Raw genomic sequence first — 20,788 nt, 5'->3', positions numbered from 1 at the left:
ATTGCAAATTTCAGGCTTTAGCGAAAACGGAGCCTGACACAATTTTGCCAATTTGTTGCACAATTCCTATTCGCCGCGGTAGGTCACAAAATTGCGCGGGGTTTCATACAGCACCACTTCGAGTTGAGAATCCGCTTTGATCCTGTTCCTGAGTTTATTCCAGATCACAACCGAAATATTCTCGGCCGTGGGATTCAGGTTTTTAAATTCAGGCACGTCCAGGTTCAGGTTCTTATGGTCAAACGCATCTTCCACCTCTTCGGAAATCATCATGCTCAGATCCTTGATGTCCATCACATAACCGGTTTCCGGATCGATATCGCCCGTCACGCTTACAATCAGTTCATAATTGTGTCCGTGAAAATTCGGGTTGTTGCATTTCCCAAAAACCGCGTTGTTCCGCTCGTCGGTCCAATCACTCCTAAACAAACGGTGTGCTGCATTAAAATGGGCTTTCCTCGAAATTGTAGCTTTCATATTATAGTGTGTGTTCTTCCAGGTAATGGTAAAATTCGTCAAAAATAATCCGGAACCAGACAGTGTAAACCTGCGGCCTCTTCGCCATATCGGCTTTGATATCCTCGACCGCCATCCATTTCCAGTCCTCAGCCTCTTCCGGGTTCAGGCTTGGACTGCCGTTGTACCAGCCGATCATGACATGATCTAGCTCATGTTCGGTCAGCCCATTGTCAAAGGGCGCCTTGTAAATAAAATGGAATAATTCCTTTAAATCGGTCCGGATTCCCATTTCGTCAAACAAACGGCGTGTCCCGGCTTCAATGTTGGTCTCTCCTTCGCGCTGGTGGCTGCAGCAGGTATTGGTCCACAACAACGGTGAATGGTACTTGCCGGCGGCACGTTGCTGGAGCATGATCTCCTTGTTGTCATTTAATATAAAAACCGAAAACGCGCGGTGGAGCATTGCTTTTTCGTGCGCTTCGAGCTTGGGCATCAATCCAATCTGATTGTCGTTTTCGTCGACCAAAATCACCTGTTCTTCTGTCATAACAATTTTTATCGACGTAAAAATACAAAAATTAGGTTGGTGTTTCAGGGTTTCTTAAGTTTCAGGAAATCTCCCTTTTTCACTTTCATTTTTCAGTTATTATCGCTACACTTGCGCAAAAATTCGCACCATGAAAAAGATAATGCTGATTATCTGCCTTTTAACCCTGAATTTGGGTTATTCAAAAGTTTTCCCTGTAGCTGTCAAATACAAGGACGGACATGAAGAAAACGGCTTCATGGAAAACATCATGCAAAAGAAAATTGACCTGCTTGGTTTCGGTTCCTGGGAGCACACTTACAACCTTGATGCTAAAGTCCTAAAAATAAGGGATTCTGAAAAAGGAAATGCAAGAAAGGTTTCGGTTAAGGATATCGATTATGTTATTTTTCATTTTGAAAAAGGCGATCTTGAATACAAAGCGATACGGTTGATGCGCATCGGCGGCGGCGGTAAACTGAACGACGACGGCATTTACCTGTTGCCCGTAGTCCGCAAAGGGCTGATTAACATTTACGGTTTTACATTTGTTCATACCGAACCCGGTAATCCGGCAGACCGATTCAGCCGCGATATCACTGTAAGGGAATACTTTTTCTATTACCAAAATCCAAAAATGGATTATGCCATCGACTATCTCAATACCACCGATATTTTGACATTTATTTCCCTGAGAAAAAAGGTAGCGCTGCCATTGACCGATCTTTTCAAGGACTGTCCTCAGATGACCGCTGAAATCGAAAAAGCAACAGCCGATGGTACCACTTCCAGACAGGAAAGAAAACAGGCGTGGAAAGAAAGCGAGGCAAAACAGGCCGAGCTTGACTCCGAATTCTCAAAATTGACCGAGGGACAGAAAATTTCAGACCTCGACACCTATCACAAGTACGACCGTGATTTTATGGAGCAGTTTATCGTCAAATACGGGGAATTCTGTCCTGAGACAAAGTAGTCCAAGATCAGAAACTTACCCTGAAAAACACGTTTGGCGTAATACCCAGCGAATAATAATCATTGCGCTTGTAACGTTCGTTCGCGAGATCGGCGGCGGTCACAAACTGTCGTTCATACTCCCGGCTGATCAGGCTTTTGCGGTTGTACAGATTGTACACTGAAAAGCCTGTCCTGAAATTAATTTTCCCGAATAAAAATGCATACTCGCACGACACATCCATTCGATGGTATACAGGCAGGTTATCGGCGTTAAACGATTCGGTGGTGCCGAGGTCACTGATGCTGCTGTATGGTTTTCCGGTATGCCAAAACCACCCCAACGCCGCAGAAAAGCGGTTCCACTTTTTATTTACGTTAAGGTTTAGCGCGTGTTTGATGTTGCTGTTTGACTGAAAATAACGGTTGTTGTTGAGCCCGTCAAATTTGTTCTGCGAATCCTGAAAGGAATAAGTGATGGCGCTGCGCCAATTGTCTGCCTTTTTCTGGATAAATACCTCAACACCTTTCGTAAATCCGTTCCCTTTCAACGTTTGCTGTTCATTCTGGCTGAAAAACCCGAAGTTCAGCCCCGTGATTCCCGAAACCGTCTTATAATACGCATCAAAGTCTACAAGCCAATTGTCCTCCCTGAAAATAAATCCGGCCGAAAATTGGTCCGCCTTCTGGATCGGGTATTTCTTATTATCGGACAGCACCCAGACATAATTCTCGAGACTCAGGTCGTTGATGCTGTTCTCGCGCGCCTGGCTCATGAACTGGTTCTTCCGTTCAAATGACAGCTGCAGCGCGAAAGCCCCGGTCAGTTTATTCTGCACAAAAATCCTTGGCTCGAGCGTGCTCGCAGCGATATTGCTGAAATAATTGTACCTAAGTCCGGATTGGAAGCGCCAGTTTGCCAAATCATAATTGTGGCTCAGGAAGAGCGCGTGCGCTACGGAGAAAAGCCGGCGCTGGTTCAGGTCAATCCCCACTTCCTGATTGTAGGTATTAAACAAATGCGAGACATCATTTCCCGAAAGCTGATAGCCGAAATCGAGCTGCATTTTCGGGTTTACCAGCGTATGGAAGCTCAGCTCCGCACCTGAATTTACAATCCTGTTGAGCTTTTTAAACACCTCGTAATTTTTTGTAATGTCATGCGCTTTGGTTTTCGAATAATCAAAATCGTACACTGAATAATACGCCGAAGCCTTATAGGAAAACCGATCAGACGGCTTGTGATGCCAATTGATGCTGTACCCGTCATCCAATATCTTCATTTGCTGACTCGAGGTGCTGTCGGCGGCAATCTTGTACCGGTAATCGAGGTTGTTACTGATTGAAAGTCCCGTGACGGTTAGCAGAATTTTCTGCGTAGGCCTGAAGATCATTTTTGCCGAATAATCATAAAACCGGAACGCGTTGCTATTGTCGAACGACTTGAAATCAGTATTTTGAAATACCTTATTGGCAAGCTGGTTGAAGGTCGTGCTGCGCCACACTTCCGTAAACGACTTGCGCCCGGAGAGCTGTATATCCAGTTTATTCCGCACCACGGGGAGCTGGACAAACACGTCTGCGTTCAGGGCGTTGACACCGGCATTGACCCGCACATCCTCCTCGACTTTTTCCGAGGTCGTGATATCGATCACACTCGAAGCGCGTTCGCCGTAATTCGCGGGCGTCGCCTTGTTATAAAAACCAACGCTTTTCACAATATTCGGATTGATCCCCGAAATCATACCAAACAAATGCCCCGGGTGGTACAGCCTTATGCCGTCAAGCAGGATCAGGTTCTGGTCCTGGGTACCGCCGCGCACGTACAGTCCCGTTACGGTCTCATTCGGACTTTTCACACCCGGCAGCTGCTGCAGCGACAGCAGCACATCCGAATCGGTGACGCCGGCAAGCACATCCGATTTTTGCGGCGACAGCACGAAACGCTGGTTGTATTTGCTGACCCCATTGATCAGGAACGCGCCCACTACGACTTCATTGAGTGCCACAAGTGAGGGCGGTTCCTCCACGGGTATTAAGGCATAATAGCGTTCGCTGATTTGTTGTGCGCGGAGTCTTACCTGGATTTCCAATTCCGCATTGATGTCATCAATGCGGTAGTCTTTCCTCAGGAGCGTTAATTCTTTGCCGGACACCAGGCTGTCAGCATAAGAGTATTTGATGTCAAATTCGTTTTCAATCTTGAGAATGGCTTTCGCCAGAGGCATTGCCGTGCATCCGAGTACCTTGGATTGGGAAAAAACCGCACCCGAAAAGAGGAAGAAACACGCAAATAAAATCCTATTCATCCGTCACTTCGATTTTATTTCGGCCGGACAGCGTGTACGTCAAGCCCAGCGGCAGGCAGACTGACTGCATCGCCTTATTCAGGTCGGTATGTGAAACCGCACCCGTAAATCCCTTGCTCCTTACTGCGTCAGGATAGGTTATGCTCACACCAAACTGGTTTTCAATTTTCTGAAACACCACCTCAGCGGGTGTGCTGTAAAAGGCGCTTTCGGTTTGCGATTGGTGGCTGTGCGGGCGTATTTCCTGCTGCCATTCCCTGATGCCGTTTTCATAAAAACTGACGCTTTTGCCCGGGGTCAGGATGACGGTACCCGCTTTTGAAGCCACTCGCACCCGGCCCTCATCGCAATGTACCTCAAAGTAACGACCGGAAGCGACAACATTAAACTTGGTACCTAAGACGGTCACAGTCCCTTGCGGTGTATTGACCGTGAATTTGCTGCCTTTGGCCACTTCAAAATACGCTTCGCCCTGTAAGCTCAGGTTACGGCTGAATTTAAAGATATTGGCATAAACCAGTGACGATTTCGCAGCGAGATGCACTTCAGAATGGTCAGCAAGGGTGATGCGCTGCTGTTGGCCAAAACCAGTCACCACCGTGTTGTTACGGAAAGCATATAAACCAATGCACACGAAAAGGAGTACCGAGGCTGCTGCAGCAAAATAATGCCGCAACTTCATGACGCGCGGCCTCGCAACAGGCTGCGCTGCAAGCCGATCTTTAATGCGCTCAAAATGCCCTTCGGTGCCAGGTGTCTGCAATTCCATTCCGGACAGGGTGTTTTTTATCTTCAGGTAATGTGCAAAAGCTTCCGCGGAAATCAACTCCTGCAATTCCCCATCAGTCATCTTCCCTTCAAACCATGCTGCTAAATAGGTGTCGTGGTTTTCCATCATTTTAAATATTAGTGGTTGTTTTCCGTAAGGTGAGCAACGCCTGATGCATCCGTTTTTCAACAGCTTTTACCGATAAATCCAAAGCGGCGGCAATCTCTGCATAGGATTGGTTTTCAAACCGGTTCATCATGAACACCTCGCGCTGCTTATCGGGCAGGCTGCTGATGGCGTTTTCAAGCCGCTGCCTGAATTCGGTTTCTTCCATCAGGAATTGCGGCGATTCGGTGTCGGTTGTTTTTGGCACAAAAGCCACCTGGAAATTACTGACGACTTTCCGGTGCTTGATGTGGTTCAGCGTCAGCCTGGTGGCGGTGGTAAACAAAAAGCTTTTCGCCTGTTCTTTTTTCAATATGCTGCAATTTTCCCATAGTTTTACGAAGGCATGCTGCGCCACGTCGTCAGCGAGGTCCGCATCCCTGTACCTGAATATCAGGAAATTCCTCAGGATTTTATAATGCGCGTCGAACGTCAGCCGGAAAGCTGCCGGTTCGCATAACCCGTAATGATCTGTGTTTTTCTCCATCGGTTTAAAAAGACATCACCACATGCTTGGGAAAAACATGTGGCAATGCCTACCGGAATCGGTTTAAAAATTAATTACAGTGCGTATTGATGAACTGTGAAAACTGCGCTGCACCGGCAATCGATATCGAACTTACCGGCGTATCAATGACCTGTACCGGATAGTGGAAATCAGGCAATTCCTGCACGCTCGCATCGTAGTACTGGAGCAATTCACCATCATTATTTACGGTAACGAGAGCACCCTGATAGGCGACTTGTAACGGATAACTCATCTGGAAGCAGGTTCCGAGCAGCGCGCCAAAATTCTCGGGCGAAACAATGCCGCAATCCATGAAGTCCGCTTCCGTGTAGCCGGCACATTCCGCCAGACATTGGTTCCCGAACGTAATTATGCCGCCCTCTCCGTCCGAAACACATACCGGATCAAAGTTCGCCGGACAGATACAGCTGGTATCGCCTTCACAGTCTTCGAACAAGTCGAACAGCTCGTAGAGATTATTGACCTGGTAGGTTTGCCCGTTTCCGGTGAGTGAAATCGGATAAACGAAGTCAACGATGTAGTCGTCACCGTTCGTGGACGGGTTTGCAAACAGGCTGTACAATTCGCTTTCGTTGTTGATTACGATCACTTGCTGGTCCTGGTTGATTACTGAGAAAGGGTAAACGATGTCATAACAGTCGAATACATAAATTTCCTCGTCGATCGTATCGAAACCGCAGGATTGTACCAATGCCATGAATTCGTCCTCGTTGTTGATTGTCGTAATCGTCATTTCCTCCTGGACCTGGAACGGAAACTGGATGCCTTCGAGGTAAAAATTTTCGGTCTCCGCTTCAAGCAGTGCAATCAGCCCGTCGTAAGAGTTGACTTCAATCACCGTACCATTGTTGTAGGACAATGTAATCGGATAAACGAAATTAAAGCATGTCGCCTGGTCGCCGCTGCCATCCCTTCCGGCAGTACCGATGGTTTTCTTGATTTGCCTGAGGGTCGTCCGCAACGATATACTCGCGTCGGTGTTGGCGGTGTTGTTCACCGGATTTTCGTCTGCACAGGAAGACAAGGTCAGTGCTGCCATGCTGAGGAACAGGAATAATAGCTTGATTTTTTTCATAATAATTATTTTTAAGTGTTTACGTCTTAGACAACCCAAAAATGCAACACCCTACTTTTTTTTACGTTTTTTTTTCAGCGGTGCCCCGAAGCACGGAAGCCATGCCGGTCTCAGCGTTTACGAACTCAGGGACTCCCCTACTCTCAAAGCACATTTTTCGCCGTCGATTGCCGCCGAGATGATCCCGCCTGCATAGCCGGCGCCTTCACCGCAGGGATACAATCCTTTGACCTGCAAATGTTCGAGTGTTTCCGGATCGCGCGGAATCCTGACGGGTGATGACGTACGCGATTCTGGTGCGTGCAATATGGCATCGTTTGTAAAGTAGCCTTTCATGGATTTACCGAATTCAGTGAAGCCTTCACGTAAAATCTGTGTCAGGAATCCCGGGAAAACGTCGCCGAGTTCCGTTGAAGTGGTTCCGGGAACATAAGAAGTTTTCGGGATATCCGAAGACATTTTGCGCTGTGAAAAATCGACCATGCGCTGTGCAGGCACTTTCTGTGTTTGCCCGGCCAGATGCCACGCCCGTTGCTCAATGCTTTTCTGAAATTCCATTCCGGCCAGTGCACCAAATTTGGCAAATGGCTTGAAATCCTCCAGTTTCAATTCGACGACGATGCCTGAATTCGCTGTAGCCTGATCCCTTTTAGATGGGGACCAGCCGTTCGTGACCACTTCTCCGGGGCTGGTGGCGCAGGGTGCAATGACACCACCCGGGCACATGCAGAAAGAATACATGCCACGTCCGCTCACCTGTTTTACAATTGAATAGGGCGCCGGCGGCAGGAATTCTCCGCGGTAATCGCAACTGTACTGGATTTTATCGATAAGCTCCTGCGGATGTTCTGCTCTTACACCCAGTGCAAATGGTTTTGCTTCAATGAGGATTTTTTTCCTGTCAAGCAATTCGAAAATATCACGGGCGGAGTGGCCGGTAGCCAGGATAATTTTGTCAGCAGTAATTTTGTCGCCCTTTTGCGTAATGATTCCCTGGACTTCGTTGTTTTTCACAATGATATCGGTCAGCCTGGTTTCAAAAAGGACTGTCCCTCCGCATTCTATGATTTTGTCACGGATGTCGCTGATAATTTGTGGTAATTTATTGGTCCCGATATGCGGGTGCGCTTCCACGAGGATGTCGGGAGTGGCGCCAAAAGCGACGAGCAGCTTCAGTATCCGGTCGATATCGCCGCGCTTTTTGGAGCGGGTGTATAATTTCCCATCAGAATACGTCCCCGCACCGCCTTCGCCAAAACAATAATTGCTGTCTTCATGGACGATGTGATCGCGGTTGATGGCCTTGAGGTCACGGCGGCGGCCGCGTACGTCTTTACCACGCTCAATGACTATAGGTTTCAAGCCAAGCTCAATCAGTTGCAAAGCCGCGAATAACCCGGCAGGGCCTGCGCCCACTACGATTACTTCCTTTGCATTGGATACATTAGGATAATCAGGCATCTGAGGCATTTCTTCCGCAAAATCCTCACCCTTGAAAAAAATATTGATTTTAAGATTGATCTTGATGGCTTTCTGGCGTGCATCAATTGAGCGTTTCGATATCGAAATATGCTGGATTTCCGAAACCGATGTACGGATGAGTTTCGCCACATGGTCAAGCAATAACAGTTGATTCGCAGCAGTGTCAGGGGAAACCTGTATGAGGAGTTCTTTTGGCATGGCGCAAATTTAGGGAAATTCCCGGGAGTTTGCATGGGCAGCCGCAGCGTGGAATGGGTTGACAAAATTCTCATCCCTAGACGCAACAAATCACGTGATTTTTAGTGTGCAAATTTAGATTTTACATTTGAAAGGAATTTGCTTTTGTTGGAGCCTCCTACTTCAAAAACATTTGAAACCAGCATTTACCCTTTCTCCTCAAACGCATGCAGCGCAAAAGTTGCCAGCCAATGTTCGCCTTCATAATTGCCGTCGACAACCGAAGGCAGTGAGAACTGAAAATGCTTGTCCGCCAACGCTTTGAGATGCGAAAACTGTTTCGGGTACTGGTGGAGCAAATGATAGAGGTTCCACGCGCGGCTGAAGTTGAGCCCGTCGAGGTGTACCAGATGTCCGTCGGTTCGATCCGAAACCTTAGCGAGTTCCCAATCGAATTTCCTGTTGAAAAGCTGCGGCGCAAATTTCTTCAGCCATACCAGAAAATCCTTTTCCGGCATCACGCGCTGCATAATGGCCATTTCTTCGAGGCAGGGCGAAAGGAAGTCTGTACCGCTCGGTTCCCAATTAAACGGGCAGCCGGAGTCATTTTGAAATAACCGGATCGCATTTTCGCGAATGCTTTTTTTAAACGCTTCATTGTTGGTATGATCGGCATAATCCCATGCGAATGTGAGTCCGAAGCCAGTATTAGGGTGCATGCCCATCCGGATAGGGTACAACAGTTTCGGCAGGAATTCGATGTATCTTTCGACAATCAGATTGGACAACGGCTTTAAGTTTGCCGCCATTTCTTTTGCAAAAGGCGCGTTGAATGTATCGAGTTCGAGTTGTAGTTTCAGCACCCAATTCCACCCATAAGTGCGTTCGAAGGATTTCTCATGGTTTTTGGAAAGGTATGCCACTTCCTGCTGGACATTTTCTTTGGAAAGGTTGCTTTGCAGTTTTCGGATGATTTCCTCCCTCTTGTCCAAAGTAGGGAATTTTTTCAGAAGGTATACCAGACTCCAGTGTCCATGCACCGAGGAATGCCAGTCAAAACAGCCGTAAAACGCAGGGTGCAGTTGTTTAGGCGATCGGATTTCTGTGGAATCGGCCAGCATTTGTCCGAGTTTGTTGGGGTACTCCTGCTGCAGGCATTTTATTGGCAAAGTCGCGAGGTGGTTTGCTTGCTCTAAAGTAAGTTCCTGAGAAATCAGGTATGGAGAAATCAGCAGCAATACCAATGGAAAGAGATTTTTCATCTTTGAAGTTTTATCAAAAATAACGATTTACGAACAAACTGCCTACCTTTGCATACCGCGCCAGGCCCCGGGCACTTCAGCACTAAGGTACTCACGCGCTCAAAAAATGTCACGACAAATCAAACTCATCTGGGATTTCCGCGGACCGGCATCGGCGAAAACTGCGGAGCATCACGAAATTCATTTAAAGGAGTACATCGCGGCTGAAAAACTGCCGCTTGAGATTACCGGCTTTGAAATTTTTGGCGAAATGCATGCCATTGCCTTTATGGTGGTCACCGATGACAATATGATTGCGGTAAGGGATGCGCTGAAGCCGCATCGCGGGGAAATATATGGCGGGCAGTAATCAATTGGCCACCTCGCTGATAAACTTGATCCGCATCAGGCGCAGTTCGTCAATGTCATAATCGCCGTCAAATTCCTTCAGGGCGTCTTCAATCCTGTCGGTCTCCGATTCCATAAAATAATCGTGTATCTCTTCCTGCTGCTCGTCATCGAGCATTTCATCCACCCAATACCGGATATTGAGCTTGGTGCCTGAATACACGATTTGTTCCATCTCCTTGAGCAATGCATCCATCGTGAGGCCTTTTGAGGCGGCGATATCATCAAGTGGCAGTTTGCGGTCAATATTCTGGATGATGTATAATTTATTGGCGGAATTCGCGCCAGTCGACTTCACCACGAGGTCATCGGGCCGAATGATGTCGTTATCCTCCACATACCGGCTGATCAGCGCGACGAAATCCTTCCCGTATTTTTTGGCTTTGCCCTCACCGACGCCGTGTACATTGCCAAGTTCTTCCAACGAAATAGGGTATTTTAACGCCATGTCCTCGAGTGAGGGATCCTGGAATACGACAAATGGGGGGACGCCGAGTTTTTTGGCCACATTCTTGCGGAGATCGCGGAGCATGCCCATCAATACTTCGTCAGCGGTGCCTGACGACTTGGCGGCCGTAACGATTGCGTCGTCTTCCGCTTCGCTATACTCGTGGTCTTCCGACATCATAAATGATACCGGGTGATCCAGGAAATCGAAACCTTTTTCCGTGATTTTTAGGATGCCGTAGGTCTCGATGTCTTTTGACAGCAGGCCTTCGACCAAAACCTGGCGGATCAGGGCCATCCAATACCGTTCATCAAAGGTCTGTCCCGAACCGAAAAAGCTCTGTGTATCGGTCTTGTGTGCCTTGATTACCGCGTTGATCTTCCCGATCAGCGTAAAAATGACTTCTTTTGATTTGTATAAATGTTTGGTATCCCGAACGACTTTGAGCAGTTGGATGACCTGTTCTTTGGCTTCCACTTTCGTTTTAGGGTTGCGGACATTGTCATCCATATCCGCACCTTCGCCGGTTTCACCGTCAAAATCCTCGCCGAAATAATGCAGCAGGAACTTGCGGCGCGACATCGATGTCTCTGCGTAAGCGACGACTTCCTGCAATAAGGCAAAGCCGATTTCCTGCTCGGCGACCGGTTTGCCGGACATGAATTTCTCGAGTTTCTCAACGTCTTTATACGAATAATAAGCAATGCAATGCCCTTCGCCACCATCACGGCCGGCGCGCCCGGTTTCCTGATAGTAGCTCTCCAGCGATTTGGGAATGTCATGATGGATCACGAAACGCACGTCAGGCTTGTCAATGCCCATCCCGAAAGCGATGGTGGCCACCACCACGTCCACGTCTTCCATCAGGAACATATCCTGGTGACGCGCCCGGGTTTTGGCATCAAGCCCGGCGTGGTAAGGCACTGCGCTGATCCCGTTCACCTTAAGCACATCGGCAATGGCTTCCACTTTTTTACGGCTTAAACAGTATATGATACCCGATTTGCCTTTGTTCTGTTTGATAAAACGGATGATGTCGGCCTCGACATTTTTGGTTTTCGGCCGCACTTCGTAGAACAGATTCGGCCGGTTAAACGATGCCTTAAACGTATTGGCATTGGTCATGTCAAGGTTTTTAAGGATGTCCTCCTGCACCTTGGGGGTAGCGGTCGCGGTCAGGCCGATGATCGGTACATCGCCCAACTGCCTGATAATATGGCGTAAATTACGGTATTCGGGTCGGAAATCATGACCCCATTCTGAGATGCAGTGCGCTTCGTCAATGGCTACAAATGAGATAGGAACGCTTTTAAGGAAAGCCACGTACTCCTCTTTTGTAAGCGATTCAGGCGCGACATAAAGCAATTTGGTCAGGCCCGAAGAGATGTCTTTCTTGACCTGGTTGATTTCGGTTTTTGTAAGCGACGAATTCAGGACATGCGCAATGCCGTTCTCGGATGAAAGGCTGCGGATGGCATCGACCTGGTTTTTCATCAGCGCAATAAGTGGGGAAACTACAATGGCCGTACCTTCCTTTATGAGGGCCGGAAGCTGGTAGCAAAGCGACTTGCCGCCACCGGTAGGCATGATGACAAAGGTGTTGGAACCTGCAATGATACTGCTGATGACTTTTTCCTGCAAGCCTTTAAACTGGCTGAAACCAAAATACTTTTTTAATTCTTTGTAGATATCGATTTCGTCTGAATTCATTCTTTACTTAAGGGAATTTACGTAAATTTGCAAATCTAAAGATAGCAACTTTCTTTAAATCTTACAAACTTTATACTATTTCTGTTTTGACAAAAAACCACGATATACTTACTGTTGCGCGCCGTACGATTCTTTCTGAAAGCCAGGCAATAGCACAACTCGCAGGTTTGCTTACAGACGACTTTCCAAAAGCTGTTGATTTGATTTTGCGCGCCGAAGGCCGGCTCATTGTGACCGGAATCGGCAAGAGCGCCATCATAGCCCAAAAAATCGTCGCCACGATGAACTCTACAGGCACACCGTCCATGTTCCTGCACGCCTCGGAAGCCATCCATGGCGACCTGGGTATGGTACAGCCCGGAGACGTCGTCATCTGCATCTCAAAAAGCGGCAACAGCCCTGAAATCAAGGTCCTGACACCCATACTGAAACGTTTTGGCAACACCCTGATTGCGATGACGGGAAATATCAATTCCTTTTTGGCAAAAGGCGCTGATTTTGTGCTCGATACCACCGTGGAAGCCGAAGCCTGCCCGCTGAATCTTGCCCCGACGAGCAGCACCACCGCACAGCTGGTCATGGGCGACGCGCTCGCTGTGAGCCTGATGGAGCTGCGGGGTTTCAAAAGCGAGGACTTTGCGAAATACCATCCTGGGGGCGCCTTAGGCAAAAAACTGTTGCTGCGGGTTAAAGACATGCTCGAAGACAGCCACAAACCGATGGTTTCGCCAGATGCGCCGGTTAAGAAAGTTATTTTCGAGATTTCCGAAAAGAGGCTGGGTGTGACTGCCGTAATCGACGACAATAAAGTCATCGGCATCATTACTGACGGGGACATCCGCCGCATGCTCAACAACACCGATACCATCGCAGGGCTTACCGCGAAAGATATTATGACCAAAAACCCGAAGATGATCAAGCCATCGGACATGGCAATGGATGCACTCAATATTATGGAAGATTTTTCAATCACACAGCTTGTGGTAAGCGATCAGGATGACTACAAAGGGATCATCCACCTGCACGACATCTTAAAAGAAGGCATCGTATAATGGCAAAGAAAAGTAAAGACCAGATGTCCTTCATGGACCACCTTGAAGATTTAAGATGGATGTTAATCCGCAGTACGGTGGCAATCCTGATCATGTCCACCGCCTCTTATTTTTTCATCGATTTTATATTCAACACGATTATTTTCGGGCCATCAAAACCCGATTTTATTGTGTACCAATGGTATTGCCATTTGATCCAGAACCTTGGCCTCGACTCGACCACGGCCTGCTCCACGACATTCGCCTTTTCGATCCAGAATACCGAGGTGGGCGGGCAATTCTCGATCTTCCTATGGACCTGCATCAGTGCGGGATTCGTTTTGGCCATTCCTTACATTTTGTGGGAATTGTGGAAATTCATCAGCCCCGCGCTGTACGAAAAAGAGCGTAAGAACGCCGCAATGTTTGTCATCATTACGTCATTATTGTTCTTCATCGGTGCACTGTTCGGGTACTTTATCATCATTCCGCTGTCGGTGAACTTCTTTGGTACTTTTATTGCCACCGACCTGATTAAGAATGATTTCAATGTCGACTCTTACATTTCAATGATCAAGATGTCAATTATTGCATCAGGCATTGTATTTGAAATCCCGATTATAATCTATTTCCTGGCTAAATTTGGCCTGGTGACAGGCGACTTCCTCAGGAAGTACCGTAAAATAGCCATCGTGATCATCCTGATTATTGCAGCGATCGTAACCCCTCCGGACATCCCAAGCCAGGTTATCGTTTCCATACCGATATTGCTGCTGTATGAGATCAGTATTTTCATCGCTGACCGCATAACCAAAAACAGACTGAAAAATGAGCAATCTGGTAAATGAATTCAATGATTACCGTTCGAAAATGAACGAAAAGCTGTTGGCCGATAATAATTTGGTCATCAAGCGGATTTTCAACCTCGACACCAATGCTTATGCCGCGGGTGCACTGGACGTGAAAACCAAGGAATTGCTTGGATTGGTTGCCTCTGCGGTACTTCGCTGCGATGATTGCGTCAAATACCACCTTGAGACAAGCCACAAAGAAGGGGTCACCAGGGAAGAGATGATGGAAGCCATGGGCATTGCCACGTTGGTAGGCGGCACGATTGTGATTCCGCACCTGAGGAGGGCTTACGAATTTTGGGAGGCTTTGGAGGAAGCCAAGTAGGATACAGCGCTCATTCGAAAATAAAAATTATCAAAGTGGTGTTAATTTGTCCTTCCATTTTTCCGATTATGCTTTAATTTGTCCACGTACATCTTAAACGAACACCGATTTTCTCATATCCAATTTATAAAATGAAGCTAAGAGCCGAGAATTTAGTCAAGACCTATAAGAAACGAAGTGTCGTAAAAGGCATTTCGGTCGAAGTAAACCAGGGAGAGATCGTCGGTTTGCTCGGTCCGAACGGTGCCGGAAAAACGACCTCGTTTTATATGATTGTAGGGCTCGTAAAACCAAACAGTGGTAACATTTACCTCGACGACACCAATATTACCAATTTCCCGATGTACAAACGGGCGCAGAACGGCATTGGCTATCTCGCACAGGAAGCGTCGGTTTTTCGCAAACTCAGCATAGAGGACAACATCCTGAGCGTGTTGCAGCTTACCAATCTTTCCAAAGCCGAACAGGAAGCCAAAATGGAATCGCTGATTGATGAATTCAGCCTGCAGCACATCCGCACGAACCGTGGCGACTTACTTTCGGGAGGCGAAAGGCGACGTACGGAAATCGCCAGGGCGCTCGCAACCGATCCGAAATTCATTCTGCTTGACGAACCTTTCGCAGGAGTTGACCCCGTAGCCGTTGAAGACATTCAGCGTATCGTAGCCAAATTGAAAAACAAAAATATAGGCATCCTGATTACTGACCACAACGTGCAGGAAACGCTTGCTATTACCGATAAAACCTATCTGATGTTCGAGGGCGGCATCTTGAAAGCCGGGGTCCCTGAGGAACTGGTACAGGATGAAATCGTACGCCGTGTGTACCTGGGCCAGAATTTCGAACTCCGAAAAAAGAAGCTCGAATTTTAGTCCCTTTTATTTGCTGTTCCCCCAACGCTTTTCAATAGGTTCCGGTGCATTTTCCGGTCATCGACAGGCGGAAAAATGCGGGACCGCAGATTGGGCACTTACTGCCCGACCCTGAGCCACTCCAGCTGCAATCTGTTTCCGTTGAATACATTCACATCCACAGGACCGTCTATACCCGTTGCCGAAGCTTTCTCCGTAAACTGCCAGAACAGCCAGTCCTTCCTGATTTTTTCCTCAAAAAAATTGTAGTTCGCAATCCAGAATTTGTAGCCACGGAAGGCTTCTTTGAGAAAGTCGTTGTAATATTTCTCACCGGAATAAATGATAGGCTTCACCCCATAGTGCGCTTCCACCTGAATCAGCCAACGTCTCAAACCCATTTTCAGGCTGTCTATGGGCTGGCCTTTCGGCAGCTTTTCGATGTCAAGGACCGGAGGCAGGTCGCCGCGCCGGAGCTGTACGGTTTTGATGAACAATTTGGCCTGTTCAAGTGAGTTTTCGTCGGGACGGTAATAATGGTAAGCCCCGCGGATGAAATGATGCGCTTTTGCGTTCTTCCAGTTGTCCGAAAACATATTGTCGGGACGGTCGTTGCCTGCCGTAGCACGGATCAATACGAACCCTATGGGAAAGTTATTTTCAATCTTGCCCACCTGCTCCCAGTCAATCCTGCCCTGGTATTCCGACACATCGACACCGAGCACATTTCCGCTGTGGCGGCTCATGATTTCCACGTTGCGGATCATTGAAACGCGACGGGCTTCTTTCTCTTCCTTGTCGTTTACATGCGATTTGAAACTGAAATAGTAAGCCAGTCCTTCGCGGTAGTGGTATGCCGCGGCAAAAACCAGCAACATCGAAAACAGCGCCCACAGCCACGGCTTCCAATTCGGGGATTTGCGCTTCCTGGAAGTCCTGCTTCGGGAATTGGTCTTTCTCATGAGGAAAAAACTATACTTTCCTGAGTTTATTATTGAGGATCGACAGGAAAATATAGCTCAGGATAATCAGCGGAACAGCCAGGTAAACGTAAAAAACCAGCAGCAATACCGACAGCAGCAGAAAAGAGATTTGCAGCAGGTTATCCCTGACGGTCATCTTTTTAAACTTCAGCGAAAACAGCGGGATTTCTGCATTCATGATGAAAGTGCTGAACACGGTAATGACCAGCAGCACCCATTGGTTTGTCAGCAATTCGAGCCCTTCCATCGAGCCGCCCATCTTAACCAGGGGAAGGCTCAGGATAAAAAGCGCGTTTCCCGGGGTGGGCATCCCGATGAACGAATCGGTCTGGCGCGTATCGATATTAAAATTTGCAAGGCGGTAACAGGATCCAAGCGTTATGAGGAACCCAAGGTACGGGATCCAGGAGCCTTCAGGCATCCCGGAGGCATTGCGCAGCAGGAAGAACATGGTGACGCCCGGGGTCACGCCGCTCGTAACCATATCGGCCAGCGAATCGAGCTGCAAACCCAGTGGACTGGACACCTTGAAAAGCCTGGCGAAAAAACCATCAAAAAAATCGAGGAAAATACCAAGCCCTACAAACAGGAAAGCCATTTCAAAATGATCCGGATGTGTAGCCGTATCCTCAAAAGCGTAAACGACGGCGATGCAGCCGCAGAAGAGATTGCCTAATGTGATCGTATTGGGGACATGGGATTTGATGTTCATCTTCAAAATTTTGGAAACAAATTTAGCACAATAACTTTTCCTGCCGCGCGTTTTTGAATAGACTTTTGCGGAATGGGTCGCGCAGCCCTGATATTTAGCCTGCTTCTTCCCGATGCTCCGCAAAAAATTTATATTTTTGGAAAAAAATTTCAGGCGCCGCCTGTTAAAAAAATCGCTTTGAAAAAATTCCTTGTTGCCCTTTTACTGCTCACATTTTATTTCACCAGCGCGCAGGCAGTCAGGAAATATTCCAATGAATTTATGAATATCGGTGTGGATGCCGCAGCCCTGGGGATGTCAAACGCCGTCGTGGCGCATTCAGGCGATGTGAATTCCGGCTACTGGAATCCCGCGGGGCTTATTTCGGTTGAAGGACAACAGGCGGCGCTGATGCATGCCAGTTATTTTGCCAACATCGCCCAATACGATTATGCCGCCTACGCCAAAAATATCGACGACCGCAGCGCGTGGGGCATTTCGCTGATCCGTTTCGGGGTGGACGACATCCTCAATACCACGCAACTTATAGACAGTGAAGGAAATATTGACTACAACCGCATCAGCCTCTTTTCGGCAGCGGATTATGGCCTGACCCTTTCCTATGCCAGAAAACTCAAGGTACCTGGATTCCAATACGGCGTGAATGCCAAAGTGATCCGCCGCGTGATCGGCAAATTTGCGAATTCATGGGGTTTTGGTTTTGACCTCGGACTACAGTTTGAGCGCAACGACTGGAAATTCGGTTTCATGGTACGCGACATCACGACCACGTATAACGTCTGGGCAATTGACGAAGACGAGTTTGCCAAAATTTCGGGCGCTATTCCCGGGCAGAACCAGGAATTGCCGGAGAATACGGAAATTACCCTTCCGAAAGCACAATTGGGTATGTCCAAAAAATTCGAATTCCATAACGATACCAGTCTGCTGGCGTCCGCAAACCTCAATATGCGTTTTGAACAGACCAACGATATTATCTCCACACAGGGCCTCAGCGTCGATCCCGCACTTGGATTTGAATACGGGTATACGGATTTGGTTTTCCTGCGCGCGGGTGTCGGGAATTTCCAGAATATTGAACAGATTGACGGTTCGAAAAAGGTGGGTTTCCAACCCAACATCGGACTTGGATTTAAATACCGTGGCATCCAGGTGGATTATGCGCTGACGGATCTGGGTGACCAAAGCGCCGCCCTGTATTCGAATGTGTTTTCGTTGAAAGTCGATTTATCCATCTTCAGCCGATAAACAAAACAGCGACTTATGTCCAGGAACCTTACCATCTACTTTTTTTTATTGCTGACGTTTCTGCCATCGGGCGTTTTCGCACAGGGCGGGGCACTTTCTGACCAGGCAAAAATCAGCGTGCTCACCTGTGACACCGGGAACGAACTGTACTCGCTCTTCGGGCATACCGCCATCCGGATTGACGACCCGGTCAATCAGGTCGATGTGGTGTTCAATTACGGCGCATTCGATTTCGGCACGCCCAACTTTTACCTGAAATTTACCAAAGGAGACCTGCAGTATTTCATCACCACAAGCACTTTTGAAGATTTCTGTCAGCAGTACATTTACGAAAACCGGGGCGTGTATGAACAGGTACTAAACCTGGCACCTCCACAGAAACAGCGCATATTCGATGAGCTCGTGGCCTCTTTGTCTTCAGCGGACAAATATTATACGTATAAATTTATCGACCGCAACTGTACGACAAAAGTGGCAGACCGCATCAACGCCAATATAGACGGGAAATTATCATTGGATGTAAAGGGTGCGAAAGACAGTAACCGCCGGATCATCTACGGTTATGTGGCCAACCATTTTTACGAGAATTTTGGCATAAACATCATGTTCGGCGCACGCACGGATGAGAATTTTTACAAAATTTTCCTTCCGTTGCAATTGCTCGAAAGTGTCAGTAAGACCAAAAACGGCGCCAAGCCATTAACCGATGGCGTACGTACGATCAACAAACCCGTGGCCACGACACCTTCGTTCTCATTTTTCAACAGCATCTGGAGCCTGGTATGCGTGCTGTTGGTGATCGTTTTGGCAAACCGCAGGATTATTTCACTGACTTTTCTCACTGTACAGGCGTTGTTGGGCCTCTTCCTCATTTCAGCGGGCATGTATTCGCTGCACCAGGAGGTAATGTGGAATTACAACATTTTACTTTTTAATCCGCTTTTCTTACTCGTGGTAGGTTTTGTGCTCAGGAGAAAGACGAAGTGGGCCATCCGATCCATTTTTGTATGTTATGTCATGCTGGGCGTATATTTCGGTTTCCTGCTGAATAAGGTCCAATTGTGGATGTTCCTGCCGATAATCCTTACTAACGCCATTTTGCTGCTTCGGCTGCTCACACAGCAGAAAAGTTACTGCCCGCGGTAAAATAGCACGGTGCTGAAGGTCTTGATCAGGATATTGAGATCGAGGAAAACGCTTCGGTGCTTGATGTAATAGAGGTCATACTGCAGTTTGATCAGGCTGTCTGCCATCGTTTCGCCATAAGTATAATTCACCTGTGCCCAACCCGTCAAGCCGGGCTTGATGACGTGGCGTGTGTCGTAAAAGGGCATGACTTCTGACAGTTCCTGCACAAAAACCGGTCGTTCCGGCCGCGGGCCGATGAATCCCATGTCGCCTTTGAGGATGTTGATGAATTGTGGAATCTCGTCGATCCTGGCCTTGCGCAGGAACTTCCCGAAGGGTGTCACCCGGTGGTCATTGTTGGTCGCAAAAACGGCGCCGTCTTTCTCAGCATTCTTGACCATCGTACGCAGTTTGTAAATAACGAATGGCAGGCCGTTTTTACCCACGCGTGTCTGCAGGTAAAACAGTTTGCCGCGATTTCCCGCAAAGTTCCCGATGACGATAAACGGTAGCAGCAACAGGCCAATGCCGATACCTGCCAACGACAGGATCACTTCCAAAACCCTGACCATCAAGAGATAAAGCTTATTTTGATTGCTTCGGCTGAACGGGAAATAGCGATAAAAATCCTTATCGAAGTGCTGTATTGGGATGCGTTGTGTAATGTTTTCGTACACCTGGGTGTATTCGCGTATGGTAAATCCCGTCTCAAGCAGGTGAAGCAGTTTGTTGTACAATGGAACCGTCATACCGTCTGTTTTTTGAGAGGCAATGACGATTTCGGATACTGAATTTTGCTTTATAAAATCGTCAATTTCCTCAATGGAAAGATTGGTAACATAGTCGTACCGGAAGGTTTCATGTTCATAAAAATCAGAATTCAGGTAGCCGATGATCCTGTAATGCGGATCAATATTTTCCAGTCCGGTGACCAGTTCCTGTACCTGCTCGCGATCACAGATCAGGATGACTTTTTTCTCAAAACGATAAGACGCCAGGAATGCCTGATAAAATATGCGCCAGCATAGCAATCCGCCAAAAACGGCCAGGAAGAAATAAAGGATCTGGAGCCTGTTTAAAGGAAGGAAGGGCGTAAAGACCGGTGTGAGCAGGTAAAACAGTGCCGTGACCGACGAAGTGAGGACGATGCTGCGGATGACCTGGAACTGATTGCTGGCAACCTGAAGATTGTACATCTCAAAAACCGTCCCGAAGATATTCACATAAATCCCCAGCACGACCACCCAGTAGAAATTCTGCGTCGAAAAATTGAAGTAATTGAAGTTGAACAGGTAATCGACCAGATACAGTGAAAGAATCACCGAAAGCACGTCAAAAAGGCGCAAAAGGATTTTCCTTTCTGAAATTTCAAAATGTATTTCTTTGCCGGGACGCATTGTTAAAATTTGA

The 20,788-nt window shown here is 47.7% G+C and carries 20 protein-coding genes; 8 read left to right on the top strand and 12 right to left on the bottom strand.

Annotated features, from left to right (window positions below):
• Positions 1-66: 66 nt before the first annotated feature.
• Complete coding sequence (locus HYN48_RS06825; protein WP_108370396.1) at positions 67-477, bottom strand: 6-pyruvoyl trahydropterin synthase family protein; 411 nt, start codon at positions 475-477, stop codon at positions 67-69.
• A gap of 1 nt (position 478) precedes the next feature.
• On the bottom strand, positions 479-1,006 hold the full coding sequence (gene idi, locus HYN48_RS06820) for an isopentenyl-diphosphate Delta-isomerase (RefSeq protein WP_108370395.1): 528 nt from the start codon (positions 1,004-1,006) through the stop codon (positions 479-481).
• A gap of 130 nt (positions 1,007-1,136) precedes the next feature.
• On the opposite strand from idi, the gene HYN48_RS06815 reads away from it, so the two are divergent.
• Complete coding sequence (locus HYN48_RS06815) at positions 1,137-1,958, top strand: hypothetical protein (protein ID WP_108370394.1); 822 nt, start codon at positions 1,137-1,139, stop codon at positions 1,956-1,958.
• A gap of 7 nt (positions 1,959-1,965) precedes the next feature.
• Here the strand turns inward: HYN48_RS06815 and HYN48_RS06810 are convergent, their stop codons facing one another.
• The 6 genes from HYN48_RS06810 to HYN48_RS06785 form a co-directional block, all read right to left on the bottom strand.
• Positions 1,966-4,245, bottom strand: a complete 2,280-nt coding sequence (locus HYN48_RS06810) for a TonB-dependent receptor plug domain-containing protein (RefSeq protein WP_108370393.1) — start codon at positions 4,243-4,245, stop codon at positions 1,966-1,968.
• A complete protein-coding gene (locus tag HYN48_RS06805; RefSeq protein WP_108370392.1) occupies positions 4,238-5,143 on the bottom strand; it encodes a FecR family protein in 906 nt (301 codons plus the stop codon). Before HYN48_RS06805 ends, HYN48_RS06810 begins: the two co-directional genes overlap by 8 nt.
• A 1-nt stretch (position 5,144) precedes the next feature.
• Positions 5,145-5,666 (bottom strand): RNA polymerase sigma factor, encoded by a 522-nt coding sequence (locus HYN48_RS06800; RefSeq protein WP_108370391.1) that lies wholly within the window; start codon positions 5,664-5,666, stop codon positions 5,145-5,147.
• 70 nt (positions 5,667-5,736) lie between these two features.
• Entirely contained in the window at positions 5,737-6,783 is a 1,047-nt protein-coding gene (locus tag HYN48_RS06795; RefSeq protein WP_108370390.1) for a Kazal-type serine protease inhibitor family protein, read from the bottom strand.
• Between the two features lie 117 nt (positions 6,784-6,900).
• On the bottom strand, positions 6,901-8,463 hold the full coding sequence (locus HYN48_RS06790; protein WP_108370389.1) for an NAD(P)/FAD-dependent oxidoreductase: 1,563 nt from the start codon (positions 8,461-8,463) through the stop codon (positions 6,901-6,903).
• 185 nt (positions 8,464-8,648) lie between these two features.
• Positions 8,649-9,704 carry a DUF2891 domain-containing protein gene (locus tag HYN48_RS06785; protein WP_108370388.1) on the bottom strand — a complete coding sequence of 352 codons (1,056 nt, stop codon included), beginning with the start codon at positions 9,702-9,704 and terminating at the stop codon, positions 8,649-8,651.
• A gap of 106 nt (positions 9,705-9,810) precedes the next feature.
• Between HYN48_RS06785 and HYN48_RS06780 the strand changes: the two genes are divergently transcribed.
• Positions 9,811-10,053, top strand: a complete 243-nt coding sequence (locus HYN48_RS06780) for a hypothetical protein (RefSeq protein WP_108370387.1) — start codon at positions 9,811-9,813, stop codon at positions 10,051-10,053.
• Here HYN48_RS06780 and HYN48_RS06775 read toward each other — a convergent pair whose 3' ends face one another.
• On the bottom strand, positions 10,054-12,249 hold the full coding sequence (locus HYN48_RS06775; protein ID WP_108370386.1) for a RecQ family ATP-dependent DNA helicase: 2,196 nt from the start codon (positions 12,247-12,249) through the stop codon (positions 10,054-10,056).
• Positions 12,250-12,335: 86 nt separating this feature from the next.
• On the opposite strand from HYN48_RS06775, the gene HYN48_RS06770 reads away from it, so the two are divergent.
• The 4 genes from HYN48_RS06770 to lptB all read left to right on the top strand — a co-directional run bounded on the left by HYN48_RS06770 (position 12,336) and on the right by lptB (position 15,328).
• Positions 12,336-13,301 carry a KpsF/GutQ family sugar-phosphate isomerase gene (locus tag HYN48_RS06770; RefSeq protein WP_245946003.1) on the top strand — a complete coding sequence of 322 codons (966 nt, stop codon included), beginning with the start codon at positions 12,336-12,338 and terminating at the stop codon, positions 13,299-13,301.
• A complete protein-coding gene (tatC, locus tag HYN48_RS06765) occupies positions 13,301-14,128 on the top strand; it encodes a twin-arginine translocase subunit TatC (RefSeq protein WP_108370385.1) in 828 nt (275 codons plus the stop codon). Before HYN48_RS06770 ends, tatC begins: the two co-directional genes overlap by 1 nt.
• Complete coding sequence (locus tag HYN48_RS06760; protein ID WP_108370384.1) at positions 14,109-14,456, top strand: carboxymuconolactone decarboxylase family protein; 348 nt, start codon at positions 14,109-14,111, stop codon at positions 14,454-14,456. Before tatC ends, HYN48_RS06760 begins: the two co-directional genes overlap by 20 nt.
• Positions 14,457-14,587: 131 nt before the next feature.
• Positions 14,588-15,328, top strand: coding sequence for an LPS export ABC transporter ATP-binding protein (lptB, locus tag HYN48_RS06755; protein WP_108370383.1), 741 nt, complete (start codon positions 14,588-14,590; stop codon positions 15,326-15,328).
• A gap of 98 nt (positions 15,329-15,426) precedes the next feature.
• On the opposite strand, the gene HYN48_RS06750 is transcribed toward lptB, so the two are convergent.
• Positions 15,427-16,269: a glycoside hydrolase family 25 protein gene (locus HYN48_RS06750; RefSeq protein WP_108370382.1), complete on the bottom strand. Its 843-nt coding sequence runs from the start codon at positions 16,267-16,269 to the stop codon at positions 15,427-15,429.
• A gap of 10 nt (positions 16,270-16,279) precedes the next feature.
• Positions 16,280-17,002, bottom strand: a complete 723-nt coding sequence (locus HYN48_RS06745; protein ID WP_108373448.1) for a CDP-alcohol phosphatidyltransferase family protein — start codon at positions 17,000-17,002, stop codon at positions 16,280-16,282.
• A 177-nt stretch (positions 17,003-17,179) separates the two neighbouring features.
• On the opposite strand from HYN48_RS06745, the gene HYN48_RS06740 reads away from it, so the two are divergent.
• Together HYN48_RS06740 and HYN48_RS06735 are read left to right on the top strand one after the other, a co-directional pair.
• Positions 17,180-18,250: a putative type IX sorting system protein PorV2 gene (locus HYN48_RS06740; protein ID WP_108373446.1), complete on the top strand. Its 1,071-nt coding sequence runs from the start codon at positions 17,180-17,182 to the stop codon at positions 18,248-18,250.
• Positions 18,251-18,265: 15 nt separating this feature from the next.
• Positions 18,266-19,396, top strand: a complete 1,131-nt coding sequence (locus HYN48_RS06735) for an Lnb N-terminal periplasmic domain-containing protein (protein ID WP_108370381.1) — start codon at positions 18,266-18,268, stop codon at positions 19,394-19,396.
• Here the strand turns inward: HYN48_RS06735 and HYN48_RS06730 are convergent.
• Positions 19,381-20,775: a sugar transferase gene (locus HYN48_RS06730; protein WP_108370380.1), complete on the bottom strand. Its 1,395-nt coding sequence runs from the start codon at positions 20,773-20,775 to the stop codon at positions 19,381-19,383. The genes HYN48_RS06735 and HYN48_RS06730 overlap by 16 nt on opposite strands.
• Positions 20,776-20,788: the final 13 nt, after the last annotated feature.

The organism is Flavobacterium magnum (assembly GCF_003055625.1).
GTDB lineage: Bacteria > Bacteroidota > Bacteroidia > Flavobacteriales > Flavobacteriaceae > Flavobacterium > Flavobacterium magnum.
This window is presented reverse-complemented; position numbering and strand designations above follow the sequence as displayed.